General features: G+C 61.9%; 25 protein-coding genes. 16 read left to right on the top strand and 9 right to left on the bottom strand.

What is annotated here, in order from left to right; translation table 11 throughout:
- Positions 1–30: 30 nt before the first annotated feature.
- Positions 31–2,082 (top strand): penicillin-binding protein 1C, encoded by a 2,052-nt coding sequence (pbpC, locus tag EKH55_RS25880; RefSeq protein ID WP_151613965.1) that lies wholly within the window; start codon positions 31–33, stop codon positions 2,080–2,082.
- Positions 2,083–2,159: 77 nt separating this feature from the next.
- Here pbpC and EKH55_RS25885 read toward each other — a convergent pair whose 3' ends face one another.
- Entirely contained in the window at positions 2,160–2,465 is a 306-nt protein-coding gene (locus tag EKH55_RS25885) for a DUF982 domain-containing protein (RefSeq protein WP_069456960.1), read from the bottom strand.
- Between the two features lie 299 nt (positions 2,466–2,764).
- Here EKH55_RS25885 and EKH55_RS25890 point away from each other — a divergent pair, with 299 nt between their 5' ends.
- The 4 genes from EKH55_RS25890 (at position 2,765) to groL (ending at position 6,180) form a co-directional block, all read left to right on the top strand.
- Entirely contained in the window at positions 2,765–3,238 is a 474-nt protein-coding gene (locus tag EKH55_RS25890) for an Hsp20 family protein (RefSeq protein ID WP_106407751.1), read from the top strand.
- A 110-nt stretch (positions 3,239–3,348) separates the two neighbouring features.
- Entirely contained in the window at positions 3,349–3,849 is a 501-nt protein-coding gene (locus tag EKH55_RS25895; RefSeq protein ID WP_151613699.1) for an Hsp20/alpha crystallin family protein, read from the top strand.
- Between the two features lie 295 nt (positions 3,850–4,144).
- Positions 4,145–4,459, top strand: a complete 315-nt coding sequence (locus EKH55_RS25900) for a co-chaperone GroES (RefSeq protein ID WP_069456963.1) — start codon at positions 4,145–4,147, stop codon at positions 4,457–4,459.
- A gap of 95 nt (positions 4,460–4,554) precedes the next feature.
- The gene (gene groL, locus EKH55_RS25905) at positions 4,555–6,180 is read left to right on the top strand and encodes a chaperonin GroEL (protein ID WP_151613700.1); all 1,626 of its coding nucleotides are present in this window, start codon (positions 4,555–4,557) and stop codon (positions 6,178–6,180) included.
- Positions 6,181–6,226: 46 nt separating this feature from the next.
- On the opposite strand, the gene guaD is transcribed toward groL, so the two are convergent.
- Positions 6,227–7,570 (bottom strand): guanine deaminase, encoded by a 1,344-nt coding sequence (gene guaD, locus EKH55_RS25910; protein WP_151613701.1) that lies wholly within the window; start codon positions 7,568–7,570, stop codon positions 6,227–6,229.
- Positions 7,567–8,805 (bottom strand): urate hydroxylase PuuD, encoded by a 1,239-nt coding sequence (locus tag EKH55_RS25915; protein ID WP_151613702.1) that lies wholly within the window; start codon positions 8,803–8,805, stop codon positions 7,567–7,569. Before EKH55_RS25915 ends, guaD begins: the two co-directional genes overlap by 4 nt.
- 253 nt (positions 8,806–9,058) lie before the next feature.
- Between EKH55_RS25915 and EKH55_RS25920 the strand changes: the two genes are divergently transcribed.
- On the top strand, positions 9,059–10,009 hold the full coding sequence (locus EKH55_RS25920; protein ID WP_151613703.1) for a LysR family transcriptional regulator: 951 nt from the start codon (positions 9,059–9,061) through the stop codon (positions 10,007–10,009).
- Between the two features lie 38 nt (positions 10,010–10,047).
- On the opposite strand, the gene EKH55_RS25925 is transcribed toward EKH55_RS25920, so the two are convergent.
- Together EKH55_RS25925 and EKH55_RS25930 are read right to left on the bottom strand one after the other, a co-directional pair.
- Entirely contained in the window at positions 10,048–10,683 is a 636-nt protein-coding gene (locus EKH55_RS25925) for a LysE family translocator (RefSeq protein WP_069456991.1), read from the bottom strand.
- A gap of 110 nt (positions 10,684–10,793) precedes the next feature.
- Positions 10,794–11,402 (bottom strand): LysE/ArgO family amino acid transporter, encoded by a 609-nt coding sequence (locus EKH55_RS25930; protein ID WP_151613704.1) that lies wholly within the window; start codon positions 11,400–11,402, stop codon positions 10,794–10,796.
- A 98-nt stretch (positions 11,403–11,500) separates the two neighbouring features.
- On the opposite strand from EKH55_RS25930, the gene EKH55_RS25935 reads away from it, so the two are divergent.
- Positions 11,501–12,400: a LysR family transcriptional regulator ArgP gene (locus EKH55_RS25935; RefSeq protein WP_151613705.1), complete on the top strand. Its 900-nt coding sequence runs from the start codon at positions 11,501–11,503 to the stop codon at positions 12,398–12,400.
- 31 nt (positions 12,401–12,431) lie between these two features.
- Here the strand turns inward: EKH55_RS25935 and EKH55_RS25940 are convergent, their stop codons facing one another.
- Entirely contained in the window at positions 12,432–13,073 is a 642-nt protein-coding gene (locus EKH55_RS25940) for a Spy/CpxP family protein refolding chaperone (protein WP_151613706.1), read from the bottom strand.
- 359 nt (positions 13,074–13,432) lie between these two features.
- Between EKH55_RS25940 and EKH55_RS25945 the strand changes: the two genes are divergently transcribed.
- The 8 genes from EKH55_RS25945 (at position 13,433) to cax (ending at position 22,477) form a co-directional block, all read left to right on the top strand.
- A complete protein-coding gene (locus EKH55_RS25945; protein WP_151613707.1) occupies positions 13,433–14,740 on the top strand; it encodes a glucoamylase family protein in 1,308 nt (435 codons plus the stop codon).
- Positions 14,741–14,878: 138 nt separating this feature from the next.
- Positions 14,879–15,895 (top strand): 2-hydroxyacid dehydrogenase, encoded by a 1,017-nt coding sequence (locus EKH55_RS25950; RefSeq protein ID WP_151613966.1) that lies wholly within the window; start codon positions 14,879–14,881, stop codon positions 15,893–15,895.
- A 265-nt stretch (positions 15,896–16,160) separates the two neighbouring features.
- Positions 16,161–16,382 (top strand): heavy-metal-associated domain-containing protein, encoded by a 222-nt coding sequence (locus tag EKH55_RS25955; protein ID WP_151613708.1) that lies wholly within the window; start codon positions 16,161–16,163, stop codon positions 16,380–16,382.
- Positions 16,383–16,470: 88 nt separating this feature from the next.
- A complete protein-coding gene (locus EKH55_RS25960; RefSeq protein ID WP_151613709.1) occupies positions 16,471–16,830 on the top strand; it encodes a hypothetical protein in 360 nt (119 codons plus the stop codon).
- A 100-nt stretch (positions 16,831–16,930) separates the two neighbouring features.
- Complete coding sequence (locus tag EKH55_RS25965; RefSeq protein WP_151613710.1) at positions 16,931–18,397, top strand: multicopper oxidase family protein; 1,467 nt, start codon at positions 16,931–16,933, stop codon at positions 18,395–18,397.
- The gene (locus EKH55_RS29540; RefSeq protein ID WP_192803828.1) at positions 18,394–18,561 is read left to right on the top strand and encodes a hypothetical protein; all 168 of its coding nucleotides are present in this window, start codon (positions 18,394–18,396) and stop codon (positions 18,559–18,561) included. The genes EKH55_RS25965 and EKH55_RS29540 overlap by 4 nt, the downstream gene beginning before the upstream one ends.
- A 29-nt stretch (positions 18,562–18,590) precedes the next feature.
- Entirely contained in the window at positions 18,591–20,714 is a 2,124-nt protein-coding gene (locus tag EKH55_RS25970) for a copper-transporting P-type ATPase (RefSeq protein ID WP_246231894.1), read from the top strand.
- 617 nt (positions 20,715–21,331) lie between these two features.
- Complete coding sequence (gene cax / locus EKH55_RS25975) at positions 21,332–22,477, top strand: calcium/proton exchanger (protein WP_069456436.1); 1,146 nt, start codon at positions 21,332–21,334, stop codon at positions 22,475–22,477.
- Positions 22,478–22,583: 106 nt separating this feature from the next.
- Here cax and EKH55_RS25980 read toward each other — a convergent pair whose 3' ends face one another.
- The 3 genes from EKH55_RS25980 to EKH55_RS25990 all read right to left on the bottom strand — a co-directional run bounded on the left by EKH55_RS25980 (position 22,584) and on the right by EKH55_RS25990 (position 25,046).
- The gene (locus EKH55_RS25980) at positions 22,584–24,032 is read right to left on the bottom strand and encodes a CYTH and CHAD domain-containing protein (RefSeq protein ID WP_069456435.1); all 1,449 of its coding nucleotides are present in this window, start codon (positions 24,030–24,032) and stop codon (positions 22,584–22,586) included.
- 47 nt (positions 24,033–24,079) lie between these two features.
- Entirely contained in the window at positions 24,080–24,724 is a 645-nt protein-coding gene (locus tag EKH55_RS25985) for a helix-turn-helix domain-containing protein (RefSeq protein WP_246231896.1), read from the bottom strand.
- Between the two features lie 61 nt (positions 24,725–24,785).
- On the bottom strand, positions 24,786–25,046 hold the full coding sequence (locus EKH55_RS25990; RefSeq protein ID WP_151613712.1) for a hypothetical protein: 261 nt from the start codon (positions 25,044–25,046) through the stop codon (positions 24,786–24,788).
- A 138-nt stretch (positions 25,047–25,184) separates the two neighbouring features.
- Between EKH55_RS25990 and EKH55_RS25995 the strand changes: the two genes are divergently transcribed.
- Positions 25,185–26,939 carry a hypothetical protein gene (locus tag EKH55_RS25995; RefSeq protein WP_151613713.1) on the top strand — a complete coding sequence of 585 codons (1,755 nt, stop codon included), beginning with the start codon at positions 25,185–25,187 and terminating at the stop codon, positions 26,937–26,939.
- The last annotated feature ends 26 nt before the right edge of the window (positions 26,940–26,965 follow it).

A 26,965-nucleotide genomic window follows, 5' to 3' on the forward strand; every position in this document is an offset into this window, starting at 1 on the left:
CGACTTTTTCGAGCGCTCGCCCTGATCGTGCTGCCAAGCAGCCTCGTCGTTGCATTGGCGGTCCTCGTGCTCACCTGGGCGGACAGGGCTTTTCCACCGCCAATTGAGCAGGCTCGGGTCTTTTCGCGCGAGGTGCTCGACAAAGACGGACATTTGCTGCGCGCCTTTGCCACCAAGGACGGCCTCTGGCGGCTGAAGACCACCGTCCAGGATGTCGACCCGCGTTTCGTCGAGATGCTGATCGCCTATGAGGACCAGCGTTTTCGCGAACACCGCGGCGTCGACCTCCTGGCGCTTGGGCGGGCGGCGTTGCAATTCTTAACGAACGGCCGGATCGTATCCGGGGCCTCGACGCTCTCCATGCAGGTGGCGCGGCTGATCGAACCGCGCGAGAGCCGCACGCTTGCGGCTAAGCTCAGGCAGGTCGCCCGTGCAATCCAGATCGAGCGACGGCTCAGCAAGGATCAAATTCTCGATCTCTATCTCACCCATGCGCCCTATGGCGGCAATCTCGAGGGCGCGCGCGCGGCAAGCCTCGCCTGGTTCGGCAAGGAGCCGCGCCGGCTTTCGGTCGCCGAATCCGCGCTCCTCGTCGCCCTGCCCCAGCTTCCGGAAAAACGCCGGCCGGACCGCAACGTCGCGGCCGCTGAAGCGGCTCGCCAACGGGTGCTGACCCGCATGGCCGTCGCCAAGGTCCTTGGCGAAGGCGAGGCCGAGCGCGCCGCATCGGCGCCCCTTCCAAACCGCCGCCTCCAGCTTCCGGCCTATGCGGCGCATCTGGCCGAGGCGGCACTTCGAAAGGAACCGAAGGCACTTCGGCATCACACGACGCTTCGCCGCGACATCCAGCACGGGCTGGAAAGCGTCGCTCGCGAGGGTGCAACGAGACTGGGCCCGAAGGTCTCGGTCGCAATGGTCATGGCCGATATCCGAACCGGTGAGATCGTCGGAGAAGTCGGCTCGGCCGATTATTTCGACGCCAGTCGCTCCGGCTGGATCGACATGTCGCGGATCACGCGCTCGCCGGGCTCGACCTTGAAGCCTTTCATTTACGGACTTGCCTTCGAAGAGGGGCTGGTTGCCCAGGAAACGATCATCGAGGACCGGCCGGCGGATTTCTTCGGCTATCGGCCGCGCAATTTCGACATGAGCTACCAGGGCGATGTCAGCATTCGCCAGGCGCTGCAGCTCTCCCTCAACGTGCCGGCAATCCGGCTCCTCGACGCCATCGGCCCTGCGCGGCTGATGGTGCGTTTCCGCAGGGCGGATGTGCGTCTCGCCCTTCCGCCAAACGAAGCACCGGGGCTCGCAATCGGCCTCGGCGGCGCCGGCATCACGCTTCGCGACCTCGTCCAGCTCTATGCGGGGCTTGCCAATCGCGGCTGGCCGGTTCGCCTCGGCGACGGCGTCGAGGGCAAGGCAGGCCTGATCGACGGCGAGCCGCTGCTGTCCAACGTCGCCGCGTGGCATGTTGCCGACATTCTCTCCGGCGTACTGCCGCCGGCGGGCAATCGTCAACGGGGCATCGCCTATAAGACGGGCACCAGCTATGGCTATCGCGATGCCTGGTCCATCGGCTTCGACGGCCGCTACGTGCTCGGGGTTTGGGTCGGCCGGCCCGACAATGGTGCCGTGCCCGGACTAACCGGTTATGGTGCAGCGGCGCCGATCCTGTTTGCGGCCTTCGCCAAAGCCGGCATTCCGGTGACTCCGTTGCCAGACCCGCCGGCCGGCGCCCTTCGCATCTCTCAGGCCGAGCTGCCGGTCGGCCAGCGGCGCTTTTCGACAACCGCAAGCGGATTGCCTCAATCATCGATCCGGGAAGCGGCCCCAACGATTGTCTTTCCGCCGGAGGGCGCGCGGGTGGAGCTCGGCGCCAGGGCCGGCGAAACGATCATGCCTCTCACACTGAAGCTGCAGGGCGGCCGCGCACCCTTCCGCTGGCTGGTGAATGGCCGGCCGCTGCCGGAGATGACGCGTCGGAGAGTGAGCCAGTGGAGTCCGGACGGTGGCGGCTATTCGACGCTGACCGTGATCGACTCGTTGGGACGCGCGGCCACCGTTCGCGTGTTCGTCGATTAGGCGAGCACCTATGCCGCGCGTTTATCACACGCGCGAAGGCCGGCATGCGGTGCCGCACACCGGACCGATGATGCCCTTCAGGCCGACAGGATGGACTTTGGCTCGGTGCCTTGTGGCTTGCGCGCCGGCGCCGCCATGACCAGCGGCATTCCCGCTTCGAGGCAGGCGGCAATAAAGGCCTCCCGCGCCACGGCTGCGGGCGTCATGCGGTTGAGCGCCCGCCGGCAGGTGCGCACGGCCCGCTCATAGCGCTCGCCCTTGCGAAGCGGCCACTCGTTCTCGAGGAAGTCGAGCGCCTCGTAGACGGAGCCGAAAGTGCGCGTCAGGCCATTCGAAAGGCGGACGGTGAGAGGGATCGTCCAGGGAATCTCGTTGAGAAGCATTTTTCCTCCTTTCCACGCCATAATGGGTTGCTGCGCAACAGATATTGGGGGCCGAAAGGCAAATTCAAGAAGCTCCGGACATCGCGCAGCGCAGCGATCTGCGCCGGGTTTTCGCTAGCCCGCGAGATGCATTTTGGCAGGTCATTTTGCCCCTGCATCAGCCGCTTTCTCCCCCTTGAATCGCCTCCAGGACTGACTAAATCCAGTGCATGAGTTGCCTGTTAAAGGGACTCGCCTGTCGAGGAGCGCCAGCCTCTTCGGCGCTTCTCGTGTCCATGTTGCTCAAGGAGGATATGGCTATGAGGACAAGCTTCGACTTCTCACCCCTGTCGCGCTCCAGCGTCGGCTTCGATCATCTCTTCGACCTGCTGGATTCGGCAAGCCGTACGGCCCCGAACGATAACTGGCCGCCCTACGACATCATGCGCGTCGGCGAAAACGAATATCGCATCGCAATGTCCGTTGCCGGATTTGCACCGGAGGAAATCACCATCACGCATGAGCAGCAGTTGCTGACGGTCCGCGGTGAAACCGCCGGCGAGAACGACGCCGAATACCTCTACCGAGGCATTGCTACGCGCAATTTCGAGCGCCGCTTCCAGCTCGCCGACTACGTGACGGTCACCGGCGCCAAACTCGCCAACGGTTTGCTTTCGATCGATCTTGTCCGCGAGCTTCCGGAACGGATGAAGCCGCGCCGCATCGAGATCCACCAGGCCGACACACCCACCACGACCAAGAAGCAGATCGAGGGCGAAAAGAACGCTGCGTAGGATGGTCAGGACCAACTGCTGTCGCAGCGCGATCATTGCAACCACAAAGGGCGGGATGGAAACCGCTGGGGGCTCCTTCCCGCCTCATCGGCACGGAAAGGAACTGAAAGATGAATGTACGTGAACTGATCCCCTGGGGTCGCGGACAGACCCCTGCAACCTATCGCAACGAAGACCGCAACCCGTTCTTGGCACTCCACCGGGAAATGAACAGGCTGTTCGATGACGTCTTCCGCGGCCTCGATACGCGCCTTCCCCAGAGCGCGTTCTCCAGCTTTGGCGGCGGCTGGCCGAGCGTCGAGGTCACCGACGGCGAGAAGGAGATCAAGGTGACGGCGGAATTGCCCGGGCTCGAGGAGAAGGATGTCGAACTGACCCTTACCGACGACGTGCTGACCGTAAGAGGCGAAAAACGGGCCGAAACAGAAGACACCGAGCATCAGTTTTCCGAGCGCTTCTACGGCCGCTTCGAGCGCCGCATTCCGCTAGGATACGAGATCGACGAAGGCAGGGTGAGCGCGAACTTCAGGAACGGCGTCCTGACAGTCACGCTTCCCAAAAGCGAGCAAGGCCAGTCCAAGGCGAAGCGTATCGCCATCAACAGCCAGTAGGCGGACATGCCATGGCGTACCTGCCGGCGCCAACCCGCGCCGGCAGGCCGCTCGCCGTGCGATCAGGCCCGATTTCCAATGCATTAGCACTCTTATACCAAGAGTGCTAAAATCCCGCTCCAGCCCTCTTGAAATCATTTCCCGGCAAAACCAGATCACTTTTGCCGAGCGCTCGCAGGAGGGCTGCCCCGCCGGATTCCTCCGGCGGACGCGTTTGCTCGGCTCTCCCGATGGATGCCGACCAGCCGTTCCCCGGGTCAGCGTGGATGGGAACCAGGAACTTGAGGAGGAAGAGATGACATTCCAACCGCTCCACGATCGAATTCTTGTGCGCCGCCTATTGTCCGAAGAAAAAACCAAGGGCGGCATCATTATTCCCGATACCGCCAAGGAAAAACCGCAGGAAGGCGAAGTGATCGCCGCCGGCCCCGGCGCCCGCAACGAGCAGGGCCAGGTCGTCGCCTTGGACGTGAAGGTCGGGGACCGGGTTCTTTTCGGCAAATGGTCCGGCACGGAGATCAAGATCGACGGCGAGGACCTGCTGATCCTGAAGGAAGCCGACGTACTTGGCGTCATCGAGGATTCGGGCACTGAACGGAAGGTCGCCTAGCGCATCGGCGCAGCGTGCCCTGTGTGCCAGGAGGAACGCCCGGCGCTGCAGGCACCGGCATCAATCGAAACTTGCAGTCTGAGAAGGAGTGAACCATGGCTGCCAAAGACGTTAGATTTCATTCCGACGCCCGCGAACGCATGTTGCGCGGCGTGGACATGCTGGCCAATGCCGTGAAGGTGACGCTTGGCCCCAAGGGGCGAAACGTGGTGATCGACAAGTCGTTCGGCGCACCGCGGATTACCAAGGACGGCGTCTCCGTCGCCAAGGAGATCGAACTCGAGGACAAGTTCGAGAACATGGGGGCGCAGATGCTGCGCGAGGTCGCCTCGCGGACGAGCGAGATTGCCGGGGACGGGACGACGACCGCGACAGTCCTCGCCCAGGCCATCGTTCGGGAAGGAGCCAAGGCCGTTATCTCCGGCATGAACCCGATGGATCTGAAGCGCGGCATCGATCTCGCCGTCGATGCGCTCGTCTCCGAGTTGAGGACCAAGGCGCGCCAGGTCTCCAAGAATGAGGAGATCGCGCAGGTCGGCACGATCTCGGCCAACGGTGACGCGGAAATCGGCCGCTATCTCGCCGAGGCGATGGAACGGGTCGGCAACGAGGGCGTCATCACCGTCGAGGAGGCCAAGACCGCCGAAACCGAGCTCGAAGTCGTCGAGGGCATGCAGTTCGACCGCGGCTACATCTCGCCCTACTTCGTCACAAATCAGGACAAGATGCGGGCGGAGTTCGAGGATCCCTACATTCTCATCCACGAGAAGAAGCTCTCCAATCTGCAAGCGATGCTGCCAGTGCTCGAAGCCGTCGTCCAATCCGGCAAACCGCTGCTGATCATCGCCGAAGATGTCGAGGGCGAAGCGCTCGCCACCCTGGTCGTCAACAAGCTGCGCGGCGGCTTGAAGGTGGCAGCCGTGAAGGCGCCGGGTTTTGGCGATCGCCGCAAGGCCATGCTCGAGGACATTGCCGTCCTGACGGGCGGCTCGGTCATCTCCGAAGATCTCGGCATCAAGCTGGAGAGCGTGACGCTCGACATGCTCGGCCGCGCCAAAAAGGTCTCGATCGAGAAGGAAAACACGACGATCGTCAACGGCGCCGGTGCAAAGGCCGACATCGATGGCCGCATTGCCCAGATCAAGGCGCAGATCGAGGAAACGACCTCCGACTACGATCGCGAGAAGCTGCAGGAGCGGCTTGCGAAACTTGCCGGGGGCGTCGCGGTGATCCGCGTCGGCGGATCGACGGAAGTCGAGGTCAAGGAACGCAAGGATCGCGTCGACGACGCGTTGCATGCGACGCGCGCGGCCGTCGAGGAGGGCATCCTGCCCGGTGGCGGCGTGGCGTTGCTGCGCTCGGTCGGCGTGCTCGGGAACGTCAAGACGGCCAATGACGACCAGCGTGTCGGGGTCGAGATTGTTCGACGCGCCATCGAAGTTCCTGTCCGGCAGATCGCCGAGAATGCCGGCGCCGAGGGGTCGATCATCGTCGGCAAGCTGCGCGAGAAGACGAATTTCTCCTGGGGCTGGAACGCCCAGACCGGAGAATATGGCGACCTCTTCGCAATGGGCGTCATCGACCCCGCCAAGGTGGTCCGCACTGCGCTCCAGGATGCCGCGTCGATTGCCGGCCTTCTGGTGACTACCGAAGCAATGATCGCCGAGAAGCCGAAGAAGGAGGCCCCTCCCCCGATGCCACCCGGCGGAATGGACTTCTGATAGCGCCTCTGCGAACAGATCCTTGGCTCGCTTCGGGCCAAGGATCTTAGATTAGTTCGAGTTCCCTTTCCCGCGCGGCCACGACCCGTCCCGTCGCCCGCTTCATCGGCTTGCCCGCGACGTAGACTTCGGCGACGCAGCGGTCGTCGCCCATCGTCTGCAGAACGAAGAGCTCTTCGGCAAGTGAGGACGCGACCTGCATCCTCAGCTCCATTGCGGATTTCGCACGGCTGTCGAGCACGACGATGTCGGCGTCCGCGCCGACATGCAGCGAACCGATTCGATGCTCCAGACCAAGCGCCTGGGCATTGCCGAGCGTCATCCTGTAGAAAGAATTGAGCGGCGAGAGCCGCTGGCCTTGCAGGTGCAATATCTTGTAGGCCTCGTCCATGGTCTCCAGCATCGAAAAGCTGGTGCCTGCACCGACATCCGTTGCTACCGCATAGCGGCCGCCGAGCCGGTCGAAGCGGTCGCGATCGAAGAGGCCGCTGCCGAGGAAGAGGTTGGAGGTCGGGCAGAAGACCCCGACGGCGCCCGCCTCGGCGAGCACGGATATTTCCCTGTCGCTCAGATAGATGCAATGGCCGAGCAATGTCTTGCGGCCAAGGAGGTCATAGCGGGCATAAATATCGGTATAGTCCCGCGCTTCGGGGTAGAGCGAAGTGGCGAAGGCGATCTCATCCCTGTTTTCGGAAAGATGCGTCTGGACGTAGCAGGCCGGGTGCTCGGCGACGAGCGCCCGGGCGATCTCCATCTGTTCCGGGGTCGAGGTGATCGCAAATCGCGGGCTGATCGCATAATGCGCGCGGCCGCGACCATGCCACTTGCCGATGAGCCGTTTGGTTTCGTCATAGCCTGTTTGCGGCGTGTCGCGCAGGGCCTCGGGCGCATTGCGATCCATCATCACCTTGCCGCCGATCATCAGCATGTTTCGCTCTTCCGCCGCGGTGAAGAAGGCATCGACGCTTTCCGGATGCACCGAACAATAGGCAACGGCGGTGGTCGTGCCGTTGGAGAGCAGTTCATCCATGAACCGGCCGGCAATGAAGGCCGCGTGTTTGCCTTCCCTGAATTTCTGCTCCTCGACGAAGACATAGGTGTTCAGCCACTCGAGGAGCTGCGCTCCATAGGAGGCGATCGCCTGGGTCTGGGGAAAATGGAGATGCGTATCGATGAGGCCGGACAGGACGAGATGCGGACGATGATCGATCAACTGCACGCGCTCTCCGGCAGCGGCCGCCACGTCGCCGTAAGGTCCGACGGCGGTAATCTTGCCGCCGCCGACGAGAACCGCGCCATCCTCGTAAAAGCGGTAGGACTCGCTGTCCTCCATGCCCTGGGGCTCCCGGACGAAAGTCAGCACCCGGCCGCGGATCAAGAGGTCGTTCATTGGATTTTTCCTTCCTTCACGGCCGTCTCGTACCAAGAGGCGAGCAATTGCCGTTCTTCTTCGCTGACGCCGGTGACGTTGGCGGGCGGCATTGCCCGCGACCGTCCCGCCTGCAGATAGATCTCGCGGGCATGCGCGATGATGTCGCCGTCGGTTTCGAGGACGACGCCCTTAGGCGGAACGACCAGCCCCTCCCAGCCGGGCTCGCGCGCATGGCACATGGCACAGCGGCCGAGCACCGTGTCGCGTACTTTGGAGAAGTCCGCCGTCGCGACGACCGCCTGTTCCCTGGTCGAGGCCCTCGCCTCCCCACCCTGCGAGAGAACCTTGGGAACCGTCGAGAGCCACATGATGACGATGAACAGGAGGGCCGTGACGAGCCATGTCCAGGTCGGGCTGCCCTGGCGGGCGTGGCGGGTGTTGAACCAGTGACGAACGGTGACGCCCATCAGGAACACCAGCGAGGCGATGATCCAGTTGTATTCGGTGCCGAAGGCCAGGGGATAATGGTTCGACAGCATCAGGAACAGGACGGGCAGCGTCAGGTAGTTGTTGTGCGTCGAACGCTGCTTCGCCTGTTTGCCGAGCGCCGGCTCCGGCGCTCGGCCGGCGATCAGGTCGGCAACTACCTTCTTCTGGTTGGGAATGATGATGAAGAACACATTGGCCGACATGATCGTGGCCGTAAAGGCGCCGAGATGCAGGTAAGCAGCGCGGCCGGTGAAGAGCTGGGTGTAACCCCAGGCGACGGCGACGAGCACGAAATAGAGCAGCACCATCAACCGCGTATTGTCTCTGCCGAGCGGCGAACGACAGATCGCGTCATAGGCAAGCCAGCCGAAGGCAAGCGAAGCAAGCGAAATGGCGATCGCGGCCGGCTTCGAGACATCGAGCACGCTCGGGTCGATCAGATAGAGATCGGCGCCGGCATAGTAGACGAGGGCCAGCATGCCGAAGCCGGAGAGCCAGGTGACGTAGGACTCCCATTTGAACCAGGTGAGGTGCTCGGGCATGTTTTCCGGCGCCACCAGATATTTCTGGATGTGATAGAACCCGCCGCCATGCACCTGCCACTCCTCGCCATAGGCGCCGAGAGGCATGCCCGAACGCTGCCTCAGGCCCAGGTCCAGCGCAACGAAATAGAAGGACGAGCCGATCCAGGCGATCCCGGTGATGACATGCAGCCATCTTACGGCAAATGTCAGCCAGTCCCAGACAATGGCATATTCGTACATGCGGGTTCTCCCATTTCTCCAGAGCGCATCGCCTTCAACGCGTTCACGTGACGCGCCTTGGATTTCTTGTTTTTGTGCATGTCGTAGTCCCAAACCGCTGCCCATGTTGGAGCGACATGCATTGGGCCGCATTATGTGCCATTGCTGGAGCAAGCGGGAACGTCCAAGGGATGACCAACTCTTTCAAAAAAAACTATAAAATGGAGATGGTGCCGGTACGGTATTTTCAGTTCCTAAGAACCTGAGGCGGAGCATGTCCTATCTCGATAATGTGCGCGTGTTCGTGCGCGTGGTGGAACTTGGAACGCTGTCGGCCGCCGGTCGCGACCAGCGCGTGACCCCCGCGGTTGCGAGCAACAGAATCAAGGAGTTGGAGCGGCAACTGGGTGTTCGCCTCTTCAACCGCACGACCCGCAAGCTGACGCCGACGGAACATGGCCGCGTCTTCTATGACGGCGCCGTCAAGATCCTCGAAGCGGTGGACGAGGCCGAAAGCGCCGTCGCCGATCTTTCCCGCAATCCCAAGGGCGCGCTTCGCATCACCGCACCGCTCGGCATGGGGCGCCGCCTGATCGCCTCCGGCATCCCCGAGTTCCATGACAAGTATCCGGATATCGAGGTGCGGCTGCGCCTTTCCGACCGCAATGTCGACATCCTGGCGGAGGGCGTCGACGTCGCTTTCCGGCTCGGCATACTCGAAGACTCCAACCTGCGCATGCGCGGGATCATGAATTGCGACCGGGTGCTCTGCGGCTCGCCCCGGTATTTCGAGAAGCGCGGCGTGCCGGCGACACCGGACGAACTCATCACCGGGCGCCACGATTGCCTGCTGCTGCGCTATCCCGGCTCCAAGGAATATTACTGGACGCTGCAGACGCCGGAGGGCGTGCGCAAATTCGAAGTGGCCGGCCCCTATGATTCCGACGACGGCGACGTGCTCACCGAATGGGCGCTCGACGGGCGCGGCATCATCAACAAGCCGCTCTTCGAGGTGAAGCACCATATCGACGAGGGCAGGCTGCTGTCGATCCTCCAAGAGACCCCGCCGCTCGGCGCCCAGCTTGCCGCGATCTATCCGCACAAACGCTTCCAGGACCCGAAAGTCCGACTAATCATCGACTTCATGGCCGAACGCTGCCAGCGACTGATCGGCAAGGTTCTCGCCGAGCCGGCGACGGCACAGGTGCAGGAGCCCGTGGAATAGTCGGCGCCGGAACAAGGACTCTTCGAAAGCCTGCCTGTCTATGCGCGCGACAGCACCAGCCGCAGTCCGGCAAGACCAAAGCATATGGCGAGAAGCCCCTCGATCCAGCGCCTCGCCCGGCGGTACAGGCGAACCATCGGTGCCGTCGAGAAGATGATCGCGTAGCCGCCGAAGATCGCGACGCTCAGCACCGCACAGCCGCCCAGGATCGCTGCAAGTGTCTGCCATGACGAATCCGGTCCAAGTCCAAGAGTGACCAGGGCAATCCAGCCAAGGATCGATTTCGGATTGCTGAGATGCATGAGCAATCCGCGCCGATAGAGCTCTGCCCCAGTCAGGACGGCACCGTTCGCTCCCGCATGCGCAGCATCTGCCTCTGGGGCGAACGCGGATTTGCCGGCCTTGAAGGCCAGATAGAGGAGATATAGGCCGCCCAGAATCTTGAGAAGCACCAGGATTTCCGAATAACGGATCATGACTGCGGAAACGCCCGTCGCGGCCATCGCCCCCCAGAAGAGCGATCCGCTGACGACGCCGGCCGCGAGCATGAGGGCTGCACGCCTTCCGCTATGCATCGCCACCCCCATGATCCGCATGGTGCTGGGCCCGGGGCTTCCGGCTGCGATCACATAGGCGCTGTAGACAATCAGGAGATGGTGGAATTCGGACGACAATTCGAAAACCTGTTCTGTGTTGTTTGCTGCAGATAGACCGATGAGACGCGCTGTCTCTATCTTTGCCGTCGCCATCACTTCCACGCAAGCGTCGCGGAAATGAACGGCAGCTACATCTTCGCCAACAGGCTCAAGGCAATCGACCACATCGTCAGGGCGATGAGCGTTTCCAGAATTCGCCAGGCTGCGGGCTTGGCGAAGACCGGCCTCAGCCAGGTCGCGCCGTAACCGAGCGAAAAGAAGAACAGGAAAGAGCCGGTCGCGGCGCCCGCCGCGAAGGAGGCCTCGTATCCCGGAGACCGGGTCGAGATGCTACCAAGCAGTACGACCGTGTCGAGATAGACGTGCGGATTGAGCCAGGTGAGAGCAAGGCAGGTCAAAAGGGTCGCCCGAAGGCTCGATGAGCCCGCCTCCTGCACCGTCAACGCTCCCGACGCGTGAAAGGCGGAATAAAGGCTTTTTGCACCGTACCAGGCCAGAAAGGCCGCGCCGCCATAGCGCATGACCGGATCGAGCCAGGGCAGCAGCGCCGCGATCTGCTGGAAACTGGTCACACCCATCGTGATCAGCACGGCGTCCGACAGGGCACAGGTGAGGCAGACGGCAAATACATGCTCGTTGCGAAGGCCCTGGCTCAGCACGAAAGCGTTCTGCGCGCCGATTGCGACGATGAGACTGAGCCCCATCACCAAGCCCGTGCCGTAAACCGGAAAATTCATACCTCAAAGCTCCCGAACGGTGATGGGCTTTTTTGCTATCGCAGCTCAGGGATTCAGGCTAGTTAATTCTACTAACTTCAATTAAGCAAAACTAATCCATGCTCGATTATTCAGCGCTCCGTGCCGTCTTCTCAGTCATCCAGACCGGCAGCTTCGAGAAAGCTGCTGGCCTGCTCAACGTGACGCCTTCGGCGGTTTCGCAACGGGTGAAGCAGCTCGAGGAACGCCTCGGCATCGTGCTGATCGCGAGGGGCAATCCCTGCACCGCCACCGAAAAGGGAGAATGGCTCTGCCGGCACATGGAAAATGTCGGGATGCTCGAAGCCGAACTGTTCAATCATCTGCCCGCGCTTGTCGATCCGACGGAACCCGAACTGCGCGTGACGCTGCATATTGCGACGAATGCCGACAGTCTCGGCACATGGTTCCTGACGGCCATGTCGCGCTTCGCCAGCCGCTCCCCCTATCTCCTGAACATCGCGGTCGACGACCAGGACCATACCGCCGAGTGGCTGCGGCGAGGACAGGTCATCGCTGCCGTCACCAGCCTGGAAAAGCCGGTTCAGGGCTGCCGGCGCGTGTCACTCGGAGCCCTGCGCTATCACGCCACCGCGAGCCCCGATTTCGTCGCCCGCCATTTCCCGCAGGGCGTCATGAAGGAGGCCATTGGCAAGGCGCCTTTGTTGACGTTCAATCAAAAGGACAGGCTTCAAGGCCGGTGGATGCACCAGGTGTTTGGAGAAGACCTCAACCCTCCCACCCATTGGCTTCCGTCGACGCAAGGCTTCGTCGAGGCAAGTCTGTCCGGCATGGGCTGGGGCATGAACCCGGCACTCCTCGTCGGCGAGCACCTGGCAACCGGGCGATTGGTCGAGCTGATCCCCGATACGCCGCTCGACGTTCCGCTCTACTGGCAGATGAACCGTCTCGCCGCTGACCGGCTGGTGGACCTGACGCGCGAGGTCACGGCGGTGGCTACACATCATCTGTTGGCATGACGCGCTGCCAAGACAAACGCCGTCGTGACGCTCATATCATTCCCATCATCGGCGGCACGAGTAGCCTGTCGGCCATCTGTTTCTGCGCTCCGTCGAGCGCCTGATAGAGAGGGGCGAGAGTTGCCTTCAGCTTGCGCACACTCTCGAGCCGGCTGGCGAGGGCGCTTTCCCTGGACTCGATCCGCTGCAATGGGGTCGCCGCGGCCCTGCCCGTGCTATCCATCGCGCCTGGCATCTGCGTCATGCCTTCCCGTGCGCCGCGGGCGTTAGCGCGCAGAACCTCGGCAAAGGCGTTCCACAACGACTCTTGCTCGGTCGTTATCTTGAGCTCCGTCTTCAGGAACGCGATGCGTCCCTCGATGTGTGCAGGCGCCATCATCTGGGCCATCGCCCACATGCCGCCCTGCGCCATTGGTCCCTGTTCGGTGGCCATCATGTCCATAGGTCCTTGACCACCGCCCATCATTCCCATCATTCCGCCCATCATATCGCCGGGCATCATGCCGCCGGACGGCATCATGGCGCTTGGGTTTGCGGCGGATGCTTGCGGCTGCGTGCTCTCTTCGCTCGCCTGCACAGGCGTGGCCGCGGGGTGATGTGCGTCTTCGGCAAAGGCCGGCGTCCCGACCAACAGCAGTGCACTCGTCAGCAGCATTGTTTGCAGAGGGGTCATTTTCATATCTCCCGGCTCTAATTGAGCAGTCGAAACCATTGAAAATGATATTGCGGCGGCGAAAGATCGCCTTGATGCGGATCAAGCCGGGTCGGTCTAACTACCTGTCTCGTCCGGGAGAATCGACGTCGATCGGCCATCCCGGCGAAATATGGACGACAAGGCCATTCAAGCTGCGCAACTGATCTTCCGGGCGTCGTGACTCCTGAACGGGTATATTATGCCCGATTCACGGGCTTCCCTGAGATGCCGAAGGCGGGAAATCAACGAGATGAGTACGGGCATTCGTCCGGCCTTACGCGTGTCTTTTTGCCGAATGCACAGCCATTGCGCCCGGCAGCAGAAAGCAGGAGGAAGCCATGAAAGCGGCCAGTTCTTTGGACGAGCTGCAGCAACTTCAGCGGCAGACGTTTGATTACTTTCTCAACGAAGTGAGCCCCGCCAACGGTCTCATCCTCGACAAGACGGCCACCAACTGGCCGTCCAGCATCGCCGCGACAGGTCTTGCGCTCGCCTGCTATCCCGTCGCCGTGAAGCGTGGACTGATGCGTCGCGCAGCCGCAGTCGATCGAACGTTGACCACACTCCGGTTCTTCTTGGGCAGTCCTCAGGGGACACAACCCGATGCCACGGGATACAAAGGCTTCTACTATCATTTCCTCGATATGGCGACCGGGCGTCGCGCCTGGCAATGCGAGCTTTCGACGATCGACAGCGCCCTGCTCCTAGCCGGGGCCTTGTCGGCCGCCGCGTATTTCGACGCGTCGGATGCTCGCGAACGGGAGATAACGGAGATCGCAGACGCGCTCTACCGCCGGGTGGATTGGCAGTGGGCGCTGAATGGCGCAGCGACGGTAACACACGGGTGGACACCGGAGGCCGGCTTCCTCAAGTACCATTGGGAGGGCTACAACGAGGCGCTGCTTCTTTATATTCTGGGACTGGGGTCGCCGACCCACCCGCTGCCGGAATCGAGCTACTCCGCCTGGACCTCCACTTATCATTGGGAGAGTTGCTACGGTTACGAGTACCTCTACGCGGGACCGCTGTTCACCCACCAATTATCCCATGTCTGGATCGACTTTCGCGGCATACAGGACGCTTACATGCGCGAGAAGGGCATCGATTATTTCGAGAACAGCCGCCGGGCGACTCAGGTACAGCGAGCCTATGCGATCGACAACCCCCGCAAGTTCGATGGATACCGGGAATGCTGCTGGGGGATCACCGCCAGCGAGGGTCCCGGCCCCGCGACGCTCAAACTGAAGGGCGTCGAGCGCAAGTTCTACGACTATGTCGGACGCGGCGTTCCTTACGGTCCGGACGATGGCACGCTCGCGCCTTGGTCGGTGGTCGCCTCCTTGCCGTTCGCGCCTGAAATAGTCCTGCAGGCGGTTGACTACTGCGTCCACCAGGCGAAGCTGACGAAGTTCAACAGATACGGCTTCAAGGCAGCCTTCAATCCGACCCACCCAGGTGAACCAGGCAACCCCTACGGCTGGTGGGTGTCACCCTGGCACTTCGGACTCAATCAGGGGCCGATCGTGCTGATGATCGAGAATCATTGGAGCGGCCTGTTGTGGCGTTTGATGCGCGCGTGCCCCTATGTGGTCACGGGACTGCGGCGCGCCGGCTTCGACGGAGGCTGGCTGGATGAACTGCCCTGATCGGTTCCTGTGAAAGGAATTCTGCGGTACGATTTCGAAGAGGCCGCTTGCAACGCGTTTTTTCCGACGACGACATGAGCGGCAGTCGCGTTTTCGTTGGCGCGGCTCGCCCCGGAGTAGGTGTCGGACGCGAAGACCATGAAAGTCGCAGTTTACAGCAGCAAGTCTTATGACCGCGAATTCCTCTGCGCAGCGAACAGCAGCGCCGCGCACGAGCTACGGTTTCTCGATGTTCGGCTTTCCCCCGAAACGGCGACCTTGGCAACGGGTACCGAGGCCGTGTGCGCCTTCGTCAACGACGATCTCGGCGAGCCTGTCCTTCAGGAGCTCGCAAAACGCGGTGTGAAGCTCGTTGCCCTCCGCTGCGCCGGCTTCAACAACGTCGACCTTGAAGCCGCCTGTAATCTAGGCATCAGAGTCGCGCGTGTCCCTGCCTATTCCCCCTACGCCGTCGCAGAGCATACGGCGACCTTGATCCTCGCCCTGAACCGCAAAATCCATCGAGCTTACAACCGGGTTCGCGAAGGCAACTTTGCCCTTGACGGATTGTTGGGGTTCGACCTTCAAGGCAAGACGGTCGGCATAGTCGGCACCGGAAAGATCGGCCAGGCATTCACGCGGATCATGGCAGGATTCGGCTGCTCGTTGCTTGCAAACGACCTCAGGCCGGATCCGGCCTGCGAGGCCCTGGGGGCGACCTACGTTTCGCGAGAGGAGCTCTTCAGGCGATCCGACATTGTCAGCCTGCACTGCCCCCTCACGCCGGAGACTCATTACATGATCAGGAGCGAGACGCTGCCGTGTCTCAAGCGCGGCGTGATGTTGATCAACACGAGCCGCGGCGCCGTGGTGGAAACGCGCGCCGTCATCCGGGGATTAAAGGACGGAACGATCGGCAGCCTCGGGCTCGACGTGTACGAAGAGGAAGGCGATTTGTTCTATGAAAATCTTTCCGACCGTTTCATTCCGGATGACATCTTCGCGCGTCTGCTAACTTTCCCAAACGTCCTCGTGACAGGCCATCAGGCTTTTTTCACGAGAGAGGCCCTCACCAATATCGCCGAGACGACCATCGCGAATATCAGTGCGTTCGTAGCATGTGGCTGCGCAAATCACGAAGTTTCCATCGAGAAGATCGCCGGTCAAGGCCGCTGACGGCAGCCGCCGTGCTCAACCCGTTCGCGTTCACCGCGAAGACATTGCGGGACACGCGAGGGTCGTCGCCATAGATCGGGCCGTGAGATTGCGGTGGCGGGCCGCACTTCACCATGCCAGAGTCCTCGGCAGCAGCCGCGACAGTAACGACAACGCCGCAGGCGAAGACGTCGACATCGTCGAAAAAATCTCGCGGAGAGCTTCTTGACCCTGCCATTGTTGGAAGGTCCATATTGACTTAAGTCGGATCAATGGAGACCTCCAGATGCATCTTTTCAATATCCCCGACATGACCTGCGGGCACTGCGCCGCGGCGGTGGAGAGGGCAGCAAAAGCGATCGATCCTCATGCCGAGGTCACAGTGGATCTCGAGGCGAAGACCGCATCCATCGACTCTGAAGTCGGCTCTGACACGTTCATTGTAGCGATTAAAGACGCTGGCTATCATGCGTCTTCCAAGAATTCCTGCTGCGGCTCGTTCGCGTGACCGTCGGCGGCCGTTTGATCAAGATCAAGGCACAGCCTGCAACCACTGAGCAATGTGCTTGAATAAAGCACGAAGGGTCGAGCGAAACATGATCGCCGCCAGCCAGATCGTCCGGAAACGCGCAACAGAATTGCTGGGCATCATGGCCGTACTCATGTTTCTGTTCGCGCCGACGGCTGAGGCCGCCCTCGTCAAGTGTGAACCACACATCGCTAGCAGCGAACATATCGTCTCTCCGGAAGGTGATCCGGCACATCATGGCGACTTCGAGCCCGCCGACCAGAAGGCGTGCTGCAAAAGCGACTGCAGCCTGTGCAACGCGCTTTTCCCGGCACCAGTCCTTTTCGAAATTGCCCTGAAGTCCAACGGTCACCAAGACCTCGACCCGCAGGGCGCCATCATCGGCGTCGACTCGCGCCCCGACATTGGCCCTCCCCGATCTGCCTGATGAAACGCGGCTGCCATCAGAACGGCAGCCCTACCATGGTCGCATCCCAGGGAAGCGGCATTCGCCGGCAACGGCCGGCGCTGAACGAGAGGTCAAACAAATGAAACGTCGTGAATTCTTGTGCGGACTGATGTCAGGCGTCGCAGTCGCCGCCTCAGGTGCTCTGCTTTTTCCCACCGCCGCATGGCCGGAGACGATGCCCGGCAATAAGGGACTCACTCCGCTGCCCGGGACCAGGCCCCTGTCGATAAAGAAGCGCGTGATAGAGGTGAACGGGAGAGCCGCAGAGGTCTTCGGGCTCGTTCAACCGGATGGCACCGTGGGCCTGACCCTCGACGCGGACACCCTGTTCGACGTCGCCCTTTCGAATGAAGGCGGTGAGCCGACGCTCATCCATTGGCACGGGCTTGTTCCGCCGTGGGATATGGACGGCGTGCCGGACAACCCGGCCGCACTTCTGGAGCCAAAGAAATCAAGGCACTACACATTTCCGGTCGGCTCGGGCGGCACCCATTGGATGCACGCCCATACGCTCCAGGAGCAGAACCTGCTTGCCGCGCCCTTGATCGTGCAAACCGCCGAAGACAAGAAGCGCGATGAGCAGGACGTGGTTATTCTTCTTCATGACTTCTCCTTCACACCGGCCGAGGAGTTGTTCGCCAGGCTGAAAAGTCCGGCAGGCGGGCACGCAATGGATCACAATGCGATGTCGGGCATGGCAGCCAATATGCACGGAGGCCACATGTCCGGCATGGCGACGCCAGGCATGGTCCCCATGGACCTGAACGACATCGAATACGACGCTTATCTCGCCAATGACCGCACCCTTGACGATCCGGAAGTGGTTGCGGTCGAAAATGGGGGCCGCGTTCGCCTGCGCATTATCAACGGGGCGACGGCGACCGCCTTTACGATTGATACGGGTGCGCTGACCGGGCAGCTGGTCGCCGTCGATGGGCAATTGATCCGGCCGGTTTCCGCAACGCGCTTTCCGATCTCCATGGGACAACGGCTGGATGTCCGTCTGGAACTCCCCAAGACTGCCGTGGCCAGTCCGGTTCTTGCATTGCGAGAAGGCTCGGATCATCGCACCGGCATCATCCTTGCTCCGTCTGGAGCCAGGGTGGGCAAGCTTGCAACCCGCGGAGCAGAAGTCGGTCCGGTCGTTGGCCTGGATCTCGAGCAGCAACTGGCAGCCACCGCATCGCTTGCCGCGCGTCGGGTTGACAGGCGTTTCGAATTGACCCTGACGGGCGGCATGAGCGGCTATGAATGGAGGATCGACGGCGCTGATAGTCTCAATGTCCGAGAAGGAGAAAGGGTCGAGATCGTCATGCGAAACATGTCGATGATGGCCCACCCCATGCATTTGCATGGGCATCACTTCCAGGTTTCCGCCATTGATGGGAGGGCTTTCCCGGGTGCGTTGCGCGATACGGTCCTCGTGCCGCCAATGGGAAGCGCGACCTTCGCCTTCGACGCCAACAATCCGGGGCGTTGGCCGCTGCACTGCCATCACCTCTATCACATGGCATCGGGAATGATGTCTTTCGTCGCCTATACATGACGGAGACTTTGCCCGGCAAAGACGCGACCTGTTGGTCCGGAGATGCCGGGCGGGCGAACTTCGTCGTCGACGAATACCATTATGGAGACATTCCCCAATGGAAGAGCATGAACATCATCACCGACCCGAGGATCACCGGCACGATCACCACCATGGACATGTGAACCCCCCTCGCGACGAGGACGAAGGGGACATGCAGCAGCAGGGCGTGGTTTACACCTGCCCGATGCATCCGCAGGTACGACAGATCGGTCCCGGAAACTGCCCGATCTGCGGCATGGCGCTTGAACCGGAGATCATATCCGCCGATACCGGTCCCGGCCCGGAACTTGTCGATATGCGGCGGCGGTTCTGGATCGGGCTGGTTCTGACGTTCCCCGTGCTGGCGATTGAGATGGGCGGGCACCTCACCAACCTTCACATGCTGTTGGGTCCCCAGGTGTCAAATTGGCTGCAGCTTGTCTTCGCGACCCCGGTCGTCCTTTGGGCCGGCGCTCCCTTCTTTGAGAGGGCCTGGCAGTCGATCCTCACCCGGAAGCTGAACATGTTCACACTGATCGCCATGGGCACAGGCGTCGCCTGGGCCTACAGCGTGGTCGCAACGGTTGCCCCCGGCCTGTTTCCGGCGACGTTCCGATCCGACGAGGGGACCGTTGCGGTCTACTTCGAGGCGGCGGCCGTTATCACAGTGCTTGTGCTGCTTGGGCAGGTCCTCGAACTGCGGGCGCGGGAGCAGACCGGAGGCGCCATCCGTGCCCTCCTGGACCTGGCACCGAAGACCGCCCGTCGCATTGGCAGCGATGGCGCCGACGAGGACGTGCCGCTGGAAGCCGTTGCCGTCGGCGACCGGCTGCGCGTCCGCCCGGGCGAGAAGGTTCCGGTTGACGGTACCCTCGTGGAAGGCCGCAGCTCGGTCGATGAATCGATGGTCACCGGGGAGTCGATGCCGGTTACGAAGGAGGTTGGCGCGACACTAATCGGCGGCACCATGAACAGGACCGGCGGCTTCGTCATGGAAGCAGGAAAGGTCGGCCGCGACACCATGCTGTCGCAGATCGTCCGCATGGTCGCCGAGGCTCAGCGCTCTCGCGCCCCAATTCAACGCCTCGCCGACGAAGTGTCGGGCTGGTTCGTGCCCGCCGTCATCCTCATAGCCATCATTGCCTTCGCGACATGGATGACGGTCGGCCCGGAACCCCGCTTCACGCACGGACTCGTCGCCGCAGTCGCGGTGCTCATAATCGCCTGTCCCTGCGCGCTCGGCCTCGCAACCCCGATGTCCATCATGGTCGGCGTCGGCAAGGGTGCAAGCCTAGGCGTGCTGATCAAGAACGCAGAAGCGCTGGAACGCTTCGAAAAGGTCGACACGCTGGTGGTCGACAAGACCGGCACCCTGACCGAGGGCAAGCCGAAGGTGACGTCTATCGTCGCGGTAGATGGCGTTTCGGAAAACGAGCTCCTTCGGCTGGCCGGGACGCTGGAACGGTCGAGCGAACATCCCCTCGCGGCGGCCATCGTCGAGGCGGCCGGGGAACGCCGCGTGGCGCTCGCCACGGCAGAGAACTTCGACAGCCCCGTCGGCAAGGGAGTGACCGGGACCGTGGAGGGACGCAGCCTCATCATCGGCAGCCACCGGATCATGTCCGAGGAAAAGGTGGACATCTCAGTCCTCTCGCGAGAAGCGGAAGAACTGCGCAGTGAAGGAGCGACCGTCATCTTCGCCGCCATCGACGGTCGTCTGGCCGGACTGTTCGCAATAGCCGATCCGATCAAGGCGACGACGCCGGCCGCAGTGGATGCATTGCTGAAGGACGGCGTGCGGGTGGTAATGCTCACTGGAGATAACCAAACCACCGCCAATGCAGTCGCCCGGAAGCTCGGTATCAAGGAGGTCGAGGCGGAGGTATTGCCGGAACACAAGAGCGAGATCGTCGCGCGCCTGCGCAAAGACGGCAGGATCGTCGCCATGGCGGGCGACGGCGTCAACGACGCCCCGGCGCTTGCCGCCGCCGACGTCGGGATTGCCATGGGAACGGGGACAGACGTGGCAATCGAGAGCGCTGGCGTGACGCTGCTCAAGGGCGATCTGCAGGGCATTGCGCGGGCGCGGCAGCTCAGTCACGCGACAATGCGGAACATCCGTCAAAATCTGTTCTTCGCCTTCATCTACAACGCGGCTGGCGTCCCGATTGCGGCGGGCGTGCTCTATCCCGCCCTCGGACTTTTGCTGTCGCCGATCATCGCGGCAGCCGCCATGGCGCTCTCGTCAGTCAGCGTGATCGGCAATGCTCTCAGGTTGCGGAGTGCTCGGATATAACCTGGGATCGCAGATGGACATTGTTCGCCACCTCGCCGACCGTCAGCCGCAGACTTCTCGCGGTGCCGTCGCCGATCAGTGTCTGCCAATCGCCTGTCTCAGTCTGCCAAGTTCGATCCTTCGGATATCCGGCGAAGTTCCAGCCAGCCCGGAGGCATGATGGCCGGGATTTGGGGAAAGAGATTCGCCACGGCGCCTCCTTTTGATCACAGCAAGGGATGCAAGACGCTCGGTCCGTCTCGATGGACCGCAAAGATGGGGCCCTTGATCACAATCAACGACGCAAGACGGTGTAGAGCGTAAGCTTCAAAGTCATGACGGAGAGACGGTGGTGGTTGAGGCGAGATGCTCTAAGCGAATATGGCTTACCATTGCCGCAGGTTCTGATCGCCAAACCGGGGAGACACTTCTGCGAAACCTGCTTTGGGAGCATCAAATTAAACCAGCGCTCTATCGAGGCATAGCGCAAACCAGGCAAGGAATTCCTGCTTAACGTCGATACAGCCGGATTCGGGTGTCCTCGGCGCGGCCAGTTAAACGCTCCGTGTGAATCTGTCGTTAATTCCCACAAAGCGGCCAGGACACGCAGGATGCTGTCCGCCACTGAGGACGATTCGATGCGCAATCTCGAGGAAACGAGCACCGGTGCGTTGCCGCGTTCCGCTGTTGGAACGATCCTCACAGAGGCTCGGCGAACACCTCTTTTCGTGCTCATTGTCTTCGTGCCCGTAGTTATTCTCCTGGAGCAGATATCGCCCGAGGCGCACACTTGGCTTTTCCTCCTGTCGATTGTGGCGATCGTCCCCCTCGCGGCGATGCTCAGCCGCGCGACCGAGTCGGTGGCTGCGAAGACCGGCGATGCCGTCGGAGGTTTGCTTAACGCCACACTTGGCAATCTCACCGAGCTCGTAATTTCACTCGCGGCCCTGCAGGCCGGGCAATACCTGCTGGTCAAGGCGTCGATCGCAGGCGCCATCGTCACCAACACCCTCTTCATGTTGGGCGGCGCCTTCCTCGTCGGTGGGCTGAAACACCACCTGCAGGAGTTCAACAGGGTGAACGCGCGTTTTCAGGCGAGCCTGTTGTTCCTGGCGACGATCGCAATCCTGGTTCCTTCACTCGTCAGCGAAGCGGATCAGACGCCGACCGGCGCCTTCTCGCAGCAGCTGAGCCTGGGGCTGGCTGTGCTTCTTATCGCCGTCTATGCACTGGGAATGTTGTTTTCCCTGAGGACGCACCGAGAGCTCTTTGCCAGTGTGGCGCACGGCGAGGACGCCGAGACATCGTGGCCGCTCTCGGTGGGCGTCGCCGTGCTGATTGTCGTCACGCTGCTCGTCGCGATGGTCAGCGAGATATTCGTCGGCTCGGTGCAAGTCGCCGCGCAACATCTCGGGATGACGCCCGCCTTCGTCGGCTTCATCGTCGTCGCCTTGGTCGGAGGAGCAGCCGAGATGACCAGCGCCTTCTCGGCGGCACGCGCAAATCGCCTCGACCTGAGCGTCGGCATCGCATTGGGCAGCGCGGCGCAAATCGCTCTCTTCGTCGCGCCTGTGCTGGTGCTTCTCAGCTATTTCATTGGTCCGGAACCGATGTCCCTGCAGTTCTGGCCGGGCGCGGTCGCGATGATGCTGATCGCGACAATGGCGGCAACATTGCTGTCCAATGGCGGGCATGCAGCCTGGTATGCGGGCGTCATGGCGCTGGCGGTTTATGCCATCTTCGGGTTCACGCTGTTTATCCTGCCGCCCGGCGCGGGGCAATAAGCCATATCCCGACCGCGGAAGCAGGCGCATGACGCCTGTTCCGCGGTGTCCGCAACCCCGTTTGCCGCTCGGCGCACCATCTTTTGACCGAATGCGGCCCGCTCCATCAGCGACTTCGCCAGAAGCGCTTGATGTCGACCAAGCCGTCGTGTGCTTCAGCCGCCCGGCGCAAAAGCTCCGCCTTGTCGTAGGCTCGGAACAGATCCTGCGTGCCAGCCACTCCCAGTAGGCCGAGCGACGATAACATGCCGGGCGCAACCGCGAGGTCGTTGAGGTCGCCGAGTTGGTCCTGAAGGCCTGCCATTGCCGCGATGAAGCGGCGATGACGTTTCGTTTCGATCTTGCTCCGGAAAAGCGGCTCGAAGAACTCGGCCGCGTATCGCAGCTTCTTTGCCGCAATACGCAACCTGTGACGCGCCGCGTCATCCGCATCGATGAGACGGCGACCACGTGCCACTTTCTTCCAGAGCCGGTCGAGCGCCGTCGAGGCGAAATCTCGGGCGGATCGACCGTGCATCGGCATGGCTGATGCATCGGCCATCGAGCCGGAAATGAACTCGTCAATGTCGATCATGAGGGAGCGGACGCGCGCGGACGAAAGAGTGGCTTCCAGTGTCCGATAGGCGTCGCCGCGCATCGCTTTCAGGCGCCCTGCAAGCTCTTCATCCCTCGCGCGGCCGATCAGGACGTCGATATTGCGCGCCTGCCCTGTCTCCGCGGCGAGCCAGGACAATTCTTCGCGCAGATGATCGAAGCGGCTGTCCTGAAACAGGGACGTGCAGATGGAGAACAGCGAGCGCAGCCGTCTGAGCGCGACGCGGGCCTGATGCAGGACTTCCGCGTCACGGGACCAGGACAGTGCCATTTCGTTGAGCCGAAACTGCCTGAGGCACACGGCGGCGCTGCGGGCGAATGCAGTGGCCGCGCTCATTTCGGACGTGAGTGGCGCCGGACTAGCCTTGACGGCGCCCTGCGCGGCCGCAAGTAGCCGGTAACCTCGCTCCGCCTTGCTCAGCACGCCTAGACGGGCGGGGGTGATCAGGTCGACCTTGCGCGCGAGATCAAAGAGCGCCGCCGGCTGGCCGGCTTTTCTTTCCAGCTCGATTTCGCAAAGCGGCGCCTCGCGATCGGCAGCCACGACCTTGCCGACGTCGAGGCAAACCTCGATCTGCGCCTCACCGGCCGTTACGTTCCAACGGTGCCGCGTGACATGCACCTCGAACAGGGGCGCCAGTTCCGGCCCGGCTCCCGCCAGCAAGGCGACAATCTGCGGATCGTCGATAACCGGCGCATCGGCGGTGACCGGCCGCTCCCATTCCTCACGCACGAACGAACCGGCCGCAGCGCCGTCGCCTGCTTTGACGGTCTGGATCCGCTCGTTTCCCGATTGGCGGATGCGCAATGACAGCCCCCGCTTCGTCAGGTCCCACGCATTCGTATCGAAGTAGACCGATTTCTGCTGAAGAATGGTGGGCGGCGATACGAAGGGATTGGTCTTCAGGAGCGACCTCGCCCCCGATTGGGAAAGCTCGAGCTTCAGTTCCGCCTCTTGCATCGGTTTCTCCGCAAGGCACCGTGTCGCGGCGGATTTCGATCAACCGACTACAGACACAGGTTCTGCAAGGCCCTGTAATTGACGATTTCCACGCCACGAGTGCCCTGCAACCGGATGATGCTGCCGTTCTTCAGTTTGGTGAGCGCGCGGGAAACGGTTTCGATCGTGAGCCCGAGATAATCGGCAATGTCGATGCGGGGCATGAACAGATCGAACCTGCAGGCGCCGCCGGAGCGGTTCGACATTTCGAGAAGAAATGCAGCCACACGCTCGAGCGCGCTCTGGCGGCCAATCACCAATTGGTGCTCCTGCGCCGATGAGAAGTTTTCGAGAACGACCGGCAGCAATCCCTGCCAGATATATCGCGTCTCCCGAAGGCTGATACTCTTTATGCCGGTGGTCCCAATCGCTTCGGCCGAAGAGCGGCGAAAGTCCTCATTCTGCAGACCGAACCAGTTTCCACCGAGATGGAAATCGAGAATTTGCCGCCGGCCGCTGGCAAGCACTCGATAGACGCGCACGGCGCCGAACTCCACCCGGTAGACTTGGCCGGCCCGCTCTCCGTCGGAGTAGATGCTCTGTCCGTCAACGAAGTTACTGACTGGCTTTGACTCGACGACGCCGAGTGCGGCCGACGTCACGAGCATAGGCTTCATCTGCCCTTGTGAAAATTCGAATGCAGGCATGTTCATGGCTTCACTCCAATCGCAGCGCCTCCGGCTCTCCTCCACCGTCGATCGAGAGGTATCGTGGCTACCCGAGTGCCTGCTCGATCTCCGCGGCAAGGCTCTCAATAAGGCCTCTGAACTCGTCGCGGCGCTCCTCGCGAATATGCGGCGGGAGTTGATCGGCACAGGCGAGGGCGTACTCGGCGGCAGCGAGATCCTCGCACATGCCCCTGAAACTCTCGTCCCGCATCAGTCGCTCTTTGATCTGTAACGATAGTTCCGGAAACCGGCGCAATGCCGCCGACAGGCCGTCTCCCTCTTCTGCCCCCTCGGATCCTATGCGCATCCCATCCTCCCCACGGGTCGAGAATGAAGATATTTCTAATGTATAGATTGCAACGGGCACGCAGCGGGACGTAAAATACGGAAGCTTACAGTAGCGCGTAAACTGCATGCGACTCCTGAGGCCATAGGGGGCGCCGACATGACAATCACAAGTGAGAAGCGTCTCGGCCCAGATGCAGAGATGCTGCAAACCGCTGCGGAGATACGTGCTCAACTCGACCGCATCCGGTCGAGCGCGGAATTCGACGCGCCGGAACGCGCCCGGAAGTTCCTGACATATGTCATCGAAGAGACGATCGCCGGCCGTGCCGACCGCATCAAGGCTTATTCCATAGCAACCGAAGTCTTCGGCAGGGATGCATCCTTCGATGCGCAGCTGGATCCTGTCGTGCGCATCGAGGCGGGTCGCGTTCGTCGCGCCCTCGAGCGCTACTATCTGCTTGCAGGGGGAGACGACCAGCTGGTGATAACCATACCCAAGGGCGGTTACGTTCCGGCATTCGCACCGCGTGCCCAGGCGGCGGCGACGGGGGTGCGCGCATCATCGCCAAGCCACACCGCGCGCCGCCTGTTCACACAGGGCCGGCATGTGTGGACGTGGCTCGGTGCAGCCGCGCTGACGTTGGTTGCCGGCCTGGTATTCTCGGTGCTCGAGCCCGGGAAAATGGTGGGAACCGGTGATCAGAACGCCGACGAAGACCAGCCAAGTGTTCCAAGGCTTCTTGTGATGCCTTTCGAGGACCTGTCCGGAACTCCGCAATCGAAAATGATAACGCGGGGGTTTGCCGATGAAGTCATCGGCAAGGTCGCGAAGTTCCGGGAGATCGTCGTACTGACGGATGCAACCTCTGCCCAACCAGGCGGCGGGCGCGACATCTCACCGCTTTACGCCCTTCAGGGGAGCGTGCGGCTCGAGGGTGGCCGGTTCCGTCTCGGAGTGCGCGTCATTCGCAGCGACGACGGCTCCGTCCTATGGGCAAATACCTATGATGAGGATTTGGATCCTCTCTCGATCCTTGATCTGCAGGCAAACGCCGCCGCCGCCGTTGCTACCGCCATTGCTCAGCCATACGGGATAATCTTTCAAGCGGACGCCCCGCATGTCTCGCATATGGTTCCCAACGACTGGGACGCCTATGCCTGTACCCTGGCCTATTACGGATACCGCGCCGAACTGAACCCTGAAGCCCATTCCAATGTCGCACGCTGTTTGGAGAGAACGACCGAGCAATTCCCAAAATATGCAACCGCCTGGGCGCTCCTGGCTCTCACCTACATTGACCAGCTCCGCTTTCGATATGGCCACGATCGGTCGTCACCCCATGCACTCGACTTGGCGGTGGACGCGGCGAGGCGGGCGGTGGAACTTGATCCGCAAAATGTCCGCGGCCTCCAGGCCGAAATGCTTGCCCGCTACTTCCGGGGAGAGGTGGATATGGCGCTGGCCGTCGGAAAACGCGCCCTTTCGATCAATCCCAATGACACGGAATTGTCTGCCGAATACGGGTTCCGTCTTGCTCTTTCCGGTCAATGGAATCCCGGCTGCAAATTGATATCCGACGCCATTGCGCAAAACCCCGGGCTCCTCGGATATTTCGAAGCGGCACTGGCGGTCTGCTCCTATATGAAAGGCGACTATCTCAGCGCTGAGCGATGGTCCCGGTCGGCGGACCTCTCCGCCAACCCGATATTTCACCTGATATTGGTTGCGACACTCGGCAAGCTCGGCAAGGTCGAGGAGGCGCGCCGAGAACTGCATTGGCTGGAGAGCAACGCGCCGGAGTTCCTCAGCGATGTCCTGCGCGAAGTCGAAATGCGCATGCAGCGCTCCGAGGACCAATCTCACTTCATTGAAGGGCTGCGCCAGGCAGGCGTCTCTGTTCCCGAAAATTAGACTAATAGGGATACGGGACCTTTGCG

The sequence above is a fragment of the Sinorhizobium alkalisoli genome (assembly GCF_008932245.1).
GTDB lineage: Bacteria > Pseudomonadota > Alphaproteobacteria > Rhizobiales > Rhizobiaceae > Sinorhizobium > Sinorhizobium alkalisoli.

Coding starts and splice junctions, on each gene's coding strand:
- EKH55_RS25895 (WP_151613699.1), top strand. CDS start 3,349: ATGAATGTACGTGAACTGATCCCCTGGGGTCGCGGACAGACCCCTGCA.
- EKH55_RS25890 (WP_106407751.1), top strand. CDS start 2,765: ATGAGGACAAGCTTCGACTTCTCACCCCTGTCGCGCTCCAGCGTCGGC.
- EKH55_RS25915 (WP_151613702.1), bottom strand. CDS start 8,805: ATGTACGAATATGCCATTGTCTGGGACTGGCTGACATTTGCCGTAAGA.
- cax (WP_069456436.1), top strand. CDS start 21,332: ATGCGCAATCTCGAGGAAACGAGCACCGGTGCGTTGCCGCGTTCCGCT.
- EKH55_RS25980 (WP_069456435.1), bottom strand. CDS start 24,032: ATGCAAGAGGCGGAACTGAAGCTCGAGCTTTCCCAATCGGGGGCGAGG.
- EKH55_RS25940 (WP_151613706.1), bottom strand. CDS start 13,073: ATGACCCCTCTGCAAACAATGCTGCTGACGAGTGCACTGCTGTTGGTC.
- EKH55_RS25935 (WP_151613705.1), top strand. CDS start 11,501: ATGCTCGATTATTCAGCGCTCCGTGCCGTCTTCTCAGTCATCCAGACC.
- EKH55_RS25950 (WP_151613966.1), top strand. CDS start 14,879: ATGAAAGTCGCAGTTTACAGCAGCAAGTCTTATGACCGCGAATTCCTC.
- EKH55_RS25990 (WP_151613712.1), bottom strand. CDS start 25,046: ATGCGCATAGGATCCGAGGGGGCAGAAGAGGGAGACGGCCTGTCGGCG.
- guaD (WP_151613701.1), bottom strand. CDS start 7,570: ATGAACGACCTCTTGATCCGCGGCCGGGTGCTGACTTTCGTCCGGGAG.
- groL (WP_151613700.1), top strand. CDS start 4,555: ATGGCTGCCAAAGACGTTAGATTTCATTCCGACGCCCGCGAACGCATG.
- EKH55_RS25995 (WP_151613713.1), top strand. CDS start 25,185: ATGACAATCACAAGTGAGAAGCGTCTCGGCCCAGATGCAGAGATGCTG.
- EKH55_RS25930 (WP_151613704.1), bottom strand. CDS start 11,402: ATGAATTTTCCGGTTTACGGCACGGGCTTGGTGATGGGGCTCAGTCTC.
- EKH55_RS25985 (WP_246231896.1), bottom strand. CDS start 24,724: ATGAACATGCCTGCATTCGAATTTTCACAAGGGCAGATGAAGCCTATG.
- EKH55_RS29540 (WP_192803828.1), top strand. CDS start 18,394: ATGACGGAGACTTTGCCCGGCAAAGACGCGACCTGTTGGTCCGGAGAT.
- EKH55_RS25965 (WP_151613710.1), top strand. CDS start 16,931: ATGAAACGTCGTGAATTCTTGTGCGGACTGATGTCAGGCGTCGCAGTC.
- EKH55_RS25960 (WP_151613709.1), top strand. CDS start 16,471: ATGATCGCCGCCAGCCAGATCGTCCGGAAACGCGCAACAGAATTGCTG.
- EKH55_RS25900 (WP_069456963.1), top strand. CDS start 4,145: ATGACATTCCAACCGCTCCACGATCGAATTCTTGTGCGCCGCCTATTG.
- EKH55_RS25885 (WP_069456960.1), bottom strand. CDS start 2,465: ATGCTTCTCAACGAGATTCCCTGGACGATCCCTCTCACCGTCCGCCTT.
- EKH55_RS25955 (WP_151613708.1), top strand. CDS start 16,161: ATGCATCTTTTCAATATCCCCGACATGACCTGCGGGCACTGCGCCGCG.
- EKH55_RS25920 (WP_151613703.1), top strand. CDS start 9,059: ATGTCCTATCTCGATAATGTGCGCGTGTTCGTGCGCGTGGTGGAACTT.
- EKH55_RS25945 (WP_151613707.1), top strand. CDS start 13,433: ATGAAAGCGGCCAGTTCTTTGGACGAGCTGCAGCAACTTCAGCGGCAG.
- EKH55_RS25970 (WP_246231894.1), top strand. CDS start 18,591: ATGCAGCAGCAGGGCGTGGTTTACACCTGCCCGATGCATCCGCAGGTA.